The organism is Gammaproteobacteria bacterium (assembly GCA_013696315.1).
Taxonomy (GTDB): domain Bacteria; phylum Pseudomonadota; class Gammaproteobacteria; order JACCYU01; family JACCYU01; genus JACCYU01.
The window spans coordinates 1-10,024 of record JACCYU010000185.1 but is presented as its reverse complement, the minus strand read 5'-3'; the positions used below and the strand labels follow the sequence as shown (position 1 = coordinate 10,024).

The window sequence follows — 10,024 nt, the reverse complement described above, 5'->3', positions numbered from 1 at the left end:
AAAGTGGCCGCGGTCAAGGCGCCGGGCTTCGGCGATCGCCGCAAGGCCATGCTACAGGACATTGCCATTCTCACCGGCGGCACGGTGATCTCCGAGGAGGTGGGTTTGTCGCTGGAGAAGGCGACTCTCGAAGATCTTGGCTCCGCCAAGAAAGTGTCGGTGGGCAAGGAAAACACGACCGTCATCGACGGCGCCGGTACGAGCAAGGAGATCAAGTCGCGCATCGAACAGATCAAGGCGCAGATCGAGGAAACCAGCTCGGATTACGACAAGGAAAAATTACAGGAACGCATGGCCAAACTGTCCGGCGGCGTCGCGGTCATCCGCGTGGGTGCGGCAACCGAGGTCGAGATGAAGGAGAAGAAGGCCCGAGTCGAGGACGCCCTACACGCCACGCGTGCGGCAGTTGAGGAAGGCGTGGTGCCAGGTGGCGGCGTCGCGCTGTTGCGGGTGCGAGCCAATCTCAGGAAGCTGAAAGGCGCCAACGAGGATCAGAACGTCGGCATTCGCATCGCCCTGCGCGCTATGGAAGAACCGCTGCGCCAGATCGTGCAGAACGCTGGTGCCGAAGCCTCGGTCATTCTCGCCAAGGTCGATGCCGGCGAAGGCAACTATGGCTACAACGCAGCGACTGGTGAGTTCGGGGACATGATCAAGATGGGTATTCTGGACCCGACCAAGGTGGCGCGCACGGCGTTGCAGAACGCGGCCTCGATCGCCGGGCTGATGGTCACCACCGAAGCCATGGTGGCGGAACTGCCCAAGGAAGACGAGCCTGCCGCGGGTGGACATCCCGGCATGGGCGACATGGGTGGCATGGGTGGCATGGGTGGCATGGGCGGAATGATGTAGTCCATCCGTGTCCGCAATTCTATAAATTCAAGCCCCGCCTTTGGTGGGGCTTTTTTTGGCTGGTTGATTCTGCTTTGGTTTGTCCTGCCCATCGTGTACAGTCCAAGGAAATCCTGCGGGGCGGCAACATTCCATGCGTTTGACTTTGTGGTGATTCGCATAGAGACGTAAGGCGTGTAGCGGAGGAAATCGCCCGCTGGGCTGCTGGCGGGATCGGGGATCGCATGCCCTCCCAGCAACGCCATATTGAGCGAACTCAGACGTCTGGCGGTGGATCATGCGCAAGGTTACGCGATATCCGTACCGCAACCGCTGGAGATGTGTCGGGAAAGGTGTGCGCGAGGCGCCTGACGCGGCGCGAACACTCAACCCACATTCGCCGATATCTCCCGTTTGACTCGACTATGCGTGTGAACCCTGGCAACGGTTTGCTGGATCTCGCGCGATATGTGGCCTCGCCAAATGCCGACGCTCGCCCATCGGGCTCAGTCGCGGAGTTGATCGTGGTGCATGGCATCAGCCTGCCGCCCGGCGAGTTTGGCGGTCCGTGGATTGACGCGCTGTTTACCAACCTGCTGGCGCCAGATGCGCATCCGTACTTCGCGGACATATGTCACTTGAAGGTGTCCGCGCACGTGCTGATCCGCCGCGAGGGCGAAGTCGTACAATATGTGCCTTTCCATCGCCGCGCCTGGCATGCCGGGGCGTCCACTTATTGCGGGCGCGCGCGCTGCAACGATTTTTCCATCGGCATTGAACTGGAAGGCACGGACGATGTGGAGTATGAAGCCGTGCAATACGCGCAGCTCGCATCGCTTGTCCGTGCGCTGGTCCAGGCGTATCCGGCGTTGTCGACGGATCGTGTGGTGGGCCACGCGGACATCACGCCGGGCCGCAAGACGGATCCAGGCGCGGCGTTCGACTGGCCGCGTTTGCGCCGGCTGCTGGACGAGCATCGGGCGCGTTTTTCGTCGGACGATTCGACACATGGCTGAGCAGAGCGGCCGCACCGACTGGAGTGTGTTCATGTCAATACATGTGTAAACCCGTTCGCGGGGCCGGCGCCCCATGAGTCCGTTCGCGCGCACGGCTATCATGGCCGCGAAAGCCGCGCAGGCCGTCATCGAACGCTACTATCGTGGCAACTTCGAAGTTAAGCTAAAGGCGGACCAGAGCCCCGTGACGGTCGCCGACGTTGAGGCCGAGGAAATCATCAAGGGCCTGATTACGGAAGCGTTTCCCGAGCACGGCTTCTACGGCGAAGAAACCGGTCGGACGCGTGCTGACGCTGAGTACGTGTGGCTGATCGATCCCATCGATGGCACCAAGAGTTTTGTGCGGGGGTCGCCGTTTTTCTCCACCCAGATTGCCCTGATGCACCAGGACCGCCTGCTGCTGGGGGTTTCCAACGCGCCGATCGCGGGCGAACTGGCGTGGGCCGAGCGTGGCGCCGGCGCTTATCTGAACGACCAGCCGATCCGGGTCAGCGAAATCACCGACATGGCCCGCTCCACTTTAAGTTTCGGCAACATCAAAACGCTGGGCGCCGCGCCGCAATGGACGAGGCTTGCCGAACTCATTGCGCGGGTCAACCGCACGCGGGGCTACGGGGACTATCTCCATTACCACATGCTGGCGGCGGGGCAACTCGATATCGTCATCGAATCGGACGTGAATATTCTGGATATCGCCGCCCTGTCGGTGATCGTCGAGGAAGCGGGTGGACGTTTTACCGACCTCACCGGCAAGCCGCCCGGACTTGCCACGACCACCGCGCTGGCGGCCAGCACACCGGCGCTGCACGAGCAGGTCAGGATGATGCTGAAGTGAGTTCTCGCGCAAAGTCGCAAAGAGAATGAAGCAGTTACTACTTTGCGCCTCGGCGCCCTGGCGCGCGGGATTACTTAATCGCGCCGCTCGCCGGGACTAACATACGCCATTTACCGTCGATAAGGCCTTCGATCGGGCGAAAGCGCGTCTTATAGCTCATCTTGCGGTTACCGGCGATCCAGTAACCGAGGTAAACGTAAGACAGCCCGCGGCGGTGCGCCTCCTCGATCTGCCACAGAATCGCGTGCGTGCCCAGACCGCGTTTCGCCTGTGCCGGGTCGAAGTACGTGTATACGGCGGATAAGCCCTCTTGCAGCGGGTCGCAGACCGCCACGCCGACCAACGCGCCGTCAAGGCGAAACTCCACGAACAGGGTTTCCGCCCAGGCGCAGCTCAAAAAATCGAAATACGACTGTGGTGTGGGGTTATCCATCTCGCCGCCGGTGTGCCGCATCCGCTGGTAACTGCGATACAACGCGAAATGCTCGGACCGGTAAGCCTGCGGCAGAACGTTCACCGTCAGGTCCTCATTGCGGCGGCGGTTGCGACGCTGGCTGCGGCTGGGTGCAAAGCGCGCGACCGGAATGCGGGTTGGGACGCACGCCCCGCAACCCGGGCACTGTGGCCGGTATAGATGCGAGCCGCTGCGCCGGAACCCCTTGTCCACCAGCCGCCCGTAAAGCATTGAGTTCATGCGGGCGCGCGGGTCGGCAAACACATTCACGGCCTCACGTGCCGGCAGGTAGGCGCAGGGTTCCGGCGGCGTCACGTAAAAAAGCAGCGGCAGAGATTGCGACATAGGCGCTCAAACGCTCAACTGGTGACTCGTAACCGCCGCGCCGGGGTGCGCGCCGGTGTGATAACATAACCCGTTTTAAGACACCCTCACGCGTGCGGGCGGCCTCCCAGGCTGTTTGCCGGCCCGCGTTCACCGCTCGATCGCGGGTTTCAAGTTTACAGGATTCAATCATGTCAGACACGGACAAGCACACGTTGCTGCGCGAGCTTTTAAGCAAGCGAATTCTCATTCTGGACAGCGCCATGGGCACCATGATCCAGAGCTACAAACTGGATGAGGATGACTATCGCGGCGAACGGTTCGCCGACTGGAAATCGGATCTTAAGGGTAACAACGATCTGCTGTCGCTGACGCAGCCCCAAATCATCCGTGAAATCCACGCGAAAAACTTCGAGGCGGGCGCGGACCTGGTCGAGACCAACACCTTCAATTCCACGCGTGTGGCAATGGCCGATTACCACATGGAGGATTTGTCGCGCGAGATCAACGTGGCGGCGGCCCAGATTGCGCGTTCGGTGGCCGACGAATTCAGCGAACAAGACCCAGACAAGCCGCGCTTCGTCGCCGGCGTGCTGGGCCCGACCAACCGCACCGCGTCCATCTCGCCTGATGTCAACGATCCGGGTTATCGCAACGTCAGCTTCGATTCTTTGGTGGAGGCGTATTACGAATCGACATCCGGCCTGGTGGAAGGCGGCGCCGACATTATCCTCATCGAGACCATCTTCGACACCCTGAACGCCAAGGCCGCGATCTTCGCGGTGCTGAAGTATTTCGACGACAACGATACAAAATTGCCGGTGATGCTCTCCGGCACCATCACCGACGCCTCGGGCCGGACCCTGACCGGCCAGGTCACCGAGGCGTTCTGGAACTCCGTGCGCCACGCCGAGCCGATCTCCATCGGACTCAACTGCGCGCTGGGCGCCAAGGAATTGCGTCAGTACATAGAGGAATTGTCCGGCATCGCCGATTGCCATGTGTCCGCGCACCCCAACGCCGGGCTGCCCAACGAGATGGGCGAATACGAAGAAACGCCGGAGGACATGGCCGAACACCTGAGCGAGTGGGCGGAAAGCGGCTTTATCAACATCGTCGGTGGCTGCTGCGGGACCACGCCGGAGCACATCGAGGCCATCGCGGCGGCGGTGGAGAAGTATCCACCGCGCAAGCTTCCCGACATCGAACCTAAGTGCCGCCTGTCGGGGCTGGAGCCCTGCAACATCGGCGAAGACTCACTTTTCGTCAACGTCGGCGAGCGCACCAACGTCACCGGCTCCAAGCGTTTTCTTAAGCTGATCAAGGAAGAAGAATACGAGACCGCGCTGGAAGTTGCCCTGCAACAAGTGGAAAACGGCGCGCAGATCATCGATGTCAACATGGACGAGGGTCTGCTGGAATCCGCCGAAGTGATGGTGAAGTTTCTGAACCTGGTCGCCGCCGAACCTGACATTTCGCGCGTGCCGGTGATGATCGACTCGTCCAAGTGGGAAGTCATCGAAGCCGGCCTGAAATGCATTCAGGGTAAGGGCGTGGTGAACTCGATTTCGATGAAGGAAGGCGAGGACAAGTTCATCGAGCAGGCACGGCTGGTGCGCCGTTACGGCGCGGCGGTAATCGTGATGGCTTTCGACGAGAAAGGCCAGGCGGATACGGTGGAACGCAAAGTGGCGATCTGCACCCGCGCGTACAAGCTCCTGACCGAGAAGATCGGTTTTCCCGCCGAGGATATAATTTTCGACCCCAATATCTTCGCCATCGCCACCGGTATCGAGGAACACAATCCTTACGGCGTGGCTTTCATCGAGGCGACGCGCAAGATAAAAGAGACCTTGCCGCACGCGATGATCTCGGGCGGCGTGTCCAACGTGTCGTTCTCGTTTCGCGGCAACAATTCGGTGCGCGAAGCGATCCACGCGGTGTTTCTTTACCACGCCATCAAGGCCGGCATGACCATGGGCATCGTCAACGCCGGGCAGCTCGCGATTTACGAAGACATCCCGAAGGAATTGCGCGACATCTGCGAAGACGTGGTACTGAACCGCAGTGACGAAGCGACCGAAAAGCTGCTCGATATCGCGGAAAAATACAAGGAAGGCGGCGGCGAAAAACAGAAGGCAAACCTCGAGTGGCGCGAATGGCCGGTAAACAAGCGCCTGGAGCATGCGCTGGTCAAGGGCATCGCGGATTATGTCGAGGACGATACGGAAGAAGCGCGCAAGCAGGCAGAAAGGCCGCTGCATGTCATCGAAGGCCCGCTGATGGACGGCATGAACGTGGTGGGCGATCTGTTCGGCGCCGGCAAGATGTTTCTGCCGCAGGTGGTGAAGAGCGCCAGAGTGATGAAAAAGGCCGTGGCCTACCTGCTGCCTTACATGGAAGCGGAGAAGGACGCGAAAACTCAGCCCAAGGGCAAGATCGTGATGGCCACGGTCAAGGGCGACGTGCACGACATCGGCAAGAACATCGTCGGTGTGGTGTTGCAGTGTAACGGCTTTGAGGTCATCGATCTGGGCGTGATGACGCCCTGCGACAAGATTCTCGATACCGCCAAAAAGGAACAATGCAACATCGTCGGTCTGTCGGGCCTGATCACGCCTTCGCTTGACGAGATGGTGCACGTGGCCAAGGAGATGAAACGCCTCAAGCTGGAGCTGCCGCTCTTGATCGGCGGGGCGACCACTTCGAGACTGCATACGGCGGTCAAGATCGAGCCGAATTACGAGCATCCCGTGGTGCACGTGGGGGACGCCTCGCGCGCCGTGGGCGTGGTCAGCAAGCTCATCAGCGCCGCCAACAAGGACCAGTACGCGGCTGGCATCCGCGAGGAATACGCCAAGATTCGCGAGCAGCGCGCGGGCCAGAAATCCAACCGCAAGTATCTCAAATTAGACAAGGCGCGCGCCAACAAACTGCAAACCGACTGGTCGGAACGCGAGCCGGTCGAGCCTGAATTTTTAGGCGTCAAAACCTTCGACGACTATCCGCTGGACGAACTGGTGGAGCGCATCGACTGGACGCCGTTTTTCACGGCCTGGGAGATGGCGGGCCGGTATCCGAAGATTCTCGATGACGAGGTCGTGGGCAAGGAAGCGCGCAAGTTGTTCGACGATGCGCAAGCGATGCTTAAAAAGATCGTCGAGGAAAAATGGCTGACCGCGAAAGCCGTGATCGGCTTCTTTCCGGCGAATACCGTCAACGACGACGACATTGAGCTTTACACCGACGAAGATCGCGAAACGAAGCTCGCCACACTGCACCATCTGCGTCAGCAGATGGAGAAGAGCAGCGGCAAACCCAGTTCGTGTCTGGCGGATTTCGTCGCGCCGAAGGATACAGGTGTCAAGGATTATATGGGCGCGTTTGCGGTCACCTCCGGTCACGGTATCGAGGAACACATCGAACGCTTCGAAAAAGACCATGACGATTACTCGTCCATTATGCTCAAGGCGCTGGCCGATCGTCTGGCCGAGGCGCTGGCCGAACGCATGCACGAGCGGGTGCGCAAGGAGTTTTGGGGCTACGCGGCCGATGAGGATTTGGGCAACGATGAATTGATCAAGGAAAAGTATCAGGGAATTCGGCCCGCGCCCGGCTATCCCGCGTGTCCGGAGCACACCGAGAAAGGAACCTTATGGGAGTTGCTCAAGCCTGACGAGAACATCGGCCTGACGCTCACCGAGAGCTACGCGATGACCCCGACCGCGGCCGTCTCCGGCTGGTACTTTTCGCATCCGGAGGCGCGTTATTTCGGCACCGGCAAGATCCAGAAAGATCAGGCGCAAGACTACGCCAGACGCAAGGGCATGAAGCTGAAAGAAGCCGAACGCTGGCTCGCGCCGATGCTCGCCTACGATTCTTAAGGTGGATTAAAGCGTCCCTGATCACAGGTCGTACTTCAGAGATTCTCTAAATCGAAATCGACAGGTCTTGTTCCATCTTTTCGGTCTGCGCGAGCGCCCGGAACAGGCGTTCGTCGGCCCCTCGAAGTCTACGGCTGAGCTCTCTGGCGATATTCATCTGCATCAGGGTGAACTGCGCCAGATCCCGGTTATAGACCTCGAACAGCGTGGCCGATGACAGTTCGATCGCGAGACAGTCTTCATCCGCCCGCACGGAGGCGCTGCGTGGAAAAAGATCGATCAGCGCCATCTCGCCAAAGCAGTCACCTTGATGCAAATGGCCTAAGCCAATGCTGCGGTTTTCCCAGGCTTTGAAGACAGCGATTTTGCCTTTCTCCAGCACGAACATGGAGCGCGCGGTGTCGCCCTCGCGGAAAAAATAATCGCCCGCGCAGACGGGAATAACGGGCGCAAGCCTCAGCAGAAAGGTCAATGTGTCTTCGCGGACGCCGCCAAATACCGGCATATCCTGCAACAGCTTAAGGCTTGGATCGTGCATGTCTGGCGGCGCTCGTATAGTGGGAAGTGCTGGCACACGCGTTCAACGCCACCGCGTCTACCAGGCGCGCGGCAGCCGCCGGGCGATGGTGATCTTGCGGTCCTTGATTTCGACGTATCCGCCGGTCGTCAGGTCTTTCATGATGTGGCTTACCATCTCGCGCGATGCCCCTACCATGCTGGCGATATCCTGATGCGTAAACCGCTCCGCAATTGTCAGCCGGCCCTCCCGCTCCTCGGCAAGATTCGTCAAGGTGCGCGCCACGCGGCCATAAACATCGTTTAATGCGAGGTTCTTGACCAGTTCAGTGAGGGCGCGCACCCGCTGCGTTAAATCGCGAATGAGTCTGAAAGCCAAGGTCGGATTCTGCTGGATGCATTCGCTAAAGGCCGCGCGTGAAACGCAGGACAGTCTGACGGGTTCCAGGGTAATGACGGATGCGGACCGCCGGCCCGCGTCGAGCAGCGCCAGTTCGCCGAAATACTCGCCGCGCCCCTGAATGTTCAAGACGATCTCCTTGCCGTTGTCGTCGCTGGCGTAGATTTTCACCCGCCCCTCGATGATCACGTAGAGACAGTCTGTTTCGCCGCCCTCGGTCACGATCACGGCCCGTCGCGGATAGGTGCGAATCGCGCCACATCCGGCGATGAGTTGAATATCCTCGGGTGACGGTCCGGCAGGTGTTGAAACGTCGCTATTCATGCGGCAGCCTCGGGCTAGGCACGCCATCGGTCGAACTGCGTCGCGATTGTCGACGCATATGTCGATCGGTGCAAGCCGGCTAGCGGAGCGGGAAGCGTCTCGCTCGCGCTGACGGGGGGTCGTCGCCCGCGAAGAAAGCGCGCCCGCGCCCTGGTAATTTTCCACAGATTCCGCGGCACTTCCTCACCGATCCACGGCAGGTTAGAGCGCAATACTCTCGGTGCAAGTCAAGGGCCGAGCGTTGCGGCGCGGGAGATGTGCCAGACACCAGGTATCGCTCGATTCAGGATTGCAAGAGCCACGATCGTCGCGCGGCGCTGCCGGAGCGTTCATCGTCTTCCATATCGACCAATTAGGAGATTACACTATGACACCAAAACTATTTCCGCATGGTTGCAGGTCCGCATCACTATTCTTGATCGGCCTGTTCGCAATAGGGTCCATCGCACCCGTCACCGGTAATCAACAGCGCCACCGGCTTCGACCAGCTCGACCTTCACTGATTCAGCACCATGATCGGGTGGCGACATAGAGGGGCAAAAGAGGCAGCAGCAAAGACCACGGCAGCTCCGACGACCGCGATAGCGCAACCCATAACAGCACGGACCAATATGATGAAAGCACCTGACGATAGCGCGCAAACCAATGACCTGGTGTTAGCGGTGCAAGCGAGTCCCTTGGACATCGACGTGGTGGAGGCGGGCTTACCTGCCCAAGTGCGCTTAACCGCCTTTTAAGCAGCGCCAGGTCCCGGTGCTTGACGGCCAAGTGACCTATGTGTCGGCTGACACCTTTGTCGAGGAGCAGACAGGCCTAGCCTACTATAAGGCGCTCATCGAGATCGATTCCAAACAGCTGACGCAGCTACAAGAAAAGATCCAGCTCTACCCCGGCATGCCGGTCGAGGGCTTAATCTTGACCGGCAGCCGTACCTTGTGGGGCTACCTCATCGCACCGATCCAGGATAGCTTCGCCCGCGCCTTTAGGGAACAGTAGAAAGCTAGCGACGCCAGTGATGCCTACCCTCTTGTGCGGCAACCGTGGCTAACCGTTTCTTACACGATCCCGGATAATCGTTCACCGATTCAGTTCACCCAGGGAAGCTCTGAATAAGTCCATCCAGGACTTCTATCAAGCCACGGATAGGAAATCTGCGGGAAGGTTAAGACTTCACCGGCGCAGGTACGGGCACGCTGCTGGATGGCAGTGCTGCCAACGATCAAGCCGCATGCGCTCGAGTTCGACGAACGATGACACATGCCATCAAGACTAAAGGCACCGCGTGTGCCGCCAACGGAGTGGCTGGTCGCGTCGTCATGAACCGGGAGTGAAGTGTGCCGGGGCGGTTAATATTTCACAAGCGCGAGGGTAATGGTTCACCGACTGGATTCACGGCGGGCGCCATGCTGATGGTCAGGGAGGGGATCCCATGGACAGTTC

General features: G+C 59.8%; 8 protein-coding genes. 5 read left to right on the top strand and 3 right to left on the bottom strand.

All coding sequences use genetic code 11. The features are described from left to right. The 3 genes from groEL to H0V34_10750 form a co-directional block, all read left to right on the top strand. Positions 1–852, top strand: an 852-nt coding sequence (gene groEL, locus H0V34_10760; GenBank protein MBA2492147.1) for a chaperonin GroEL, incomplete at its 5' end; no start/stop codon positions are given. Positions 853–1,256: 404 nt separating this feature from the next. Further along, the gene (gene ampD / locus H0V34_10755; GenBank protein ID MBA2492146.1) at positions 1,257–1,847 is read left to right on the top strand and encodes a 1,6-anhydro-N-acetylmuramyl-L-alanine amidase AmpD; all 591 of its coding nucleotides are present in this window, start codon (positions 1,257–1,259) and stop codon (positions 1,845–1,847) included. 73 nt (positions 1,848–1,920) lie between these two features. Continuing rightward, the gene (locus H0V34_10750; protein MBA2492145.1) at positions 1,921–2,682 is read left to right on the top strand and encodes an inositol-phosphate phosphatase; all 762 of its coding nucleotides are present in this window, start codon (positions 1,921–1,923) and stop codon (positions 2,680–2,682) included. 70 nt (positions 2,683–2,752) lie between these two features. On the opposite strand, the gene H0V34_10745 is transcribed toward H0V34_10750, so the two are convergent. Beyond that, entirely contained in the window at positions 2,753–3,481 is a 729-nt protein-coding gene (locus tag H0V34_10745; GenBank protein MBA2492144.1) for an arginyltransferase, read from the bottom strand. Between the two features lie 170 nt (positions 3,482–3,651). Here H0V34_10745 and metH point away from each other — a divergent pair, with 170 nt between their 5' ends. Next, positions 3,652–7,344, top strand: a complete 3,693-nt coding sequence (gene metH, locus H0V34_10740; GenBank protein MBA2492143.1) for a methionine synthase — start codon at positions 3,652–3,654, stop codon at positions 7,342–7,344. 46 nt (positions 7,345–7,390) lie between these two features. On the opposite strand, the gene H0V34_10735 is transcribed toward metH, so the two are convergent. After that, on the bottom strand, positions 7,391–7,882 hold the full coding sequence (locus H0V34_10735) for a cyclic nucleotide-binding domain-containing protein (protein ID MBA2492142.1): 492 nt from the start codon (positions 7,880–7,882) through the stop codon (positions 7,391–7,393). A gap of 57 nt (positions 7,883–7,939) precedes the next feature. Then, complete coding sequence (locus H0V34_10730) at positions 7,940–8,584, bottom strand: Crp/Fnr family transcriptional regulator (GenBank protein ID MBA2492141.1); 645 nt, start codon at positions 8,582–8,584, stop codon at positions 7,940–7,942. A gap of 753 nt (positions 8,585–9,337) precedes the next feature. Between H0V34_10730 and H0V34_10725 the strand changes: the two genes are divergently transcribed. Then, the gene (locus tag H0V34_10725; protein MBA2492140.1) at positions 9,338–9,580 is read left to right on the top strand and encodes a hypothetical protein; all 243 of its coding nucleotides are present in this window, start codon (positions 9,338–9,340) and stop codon (positions 9,578–9,580) included. Positions 9,581–10,024: the final 444 nt, after the last annotated feature.

What these genes read in the sequence shown, in the direction of transcription:
- ampD (MBA2492146.1), top strand. Translation starts at nt 1,257, where the DNA reads ATGCGTGTGAACCCTGGCAACGGTTTGCTGGATCTCGCGCGATATGTG.
- H0V34_10735 (MBA2492142.1), bottom strand. Translation starts at nt 7,882, where the DNA reads ATGCACGATCCAAGCCTTAAGCTGTTGCAGGATATGCCGGTATTTGGC.
- H0V34_10730 (MBA2492141.1), bottom strand. Translation starts at nt 8,584, where the DNA reads ATGAATAGCGACGTTTCAACACCTGCCGGACCGTCACCCGAGGATATT.
- H0V34_10745 (MBA2492144.1), bottom strand. Translation starts at nt 3,481, where the DNA reads ATGTCGCAATCTCTGCCGCTGCTTTTTTACGTGACGCCGCCGGAACCC.
- H0V34_10750 (MBA2492145.1), top strand. Translation starts at nt 1,921, where the DNA reads ATGAGTCCGTTCGCGCGCACGGCTATCATGGCCGCGAAAGCCGCGCAG.
- metH (MBA2492143.1), top strand. Translation starts at nt 3,652, where the DNA reads ATGTCAGACACGGACAAGCACACGTTGCTGCGCGAGCTTTTAAGCAAG.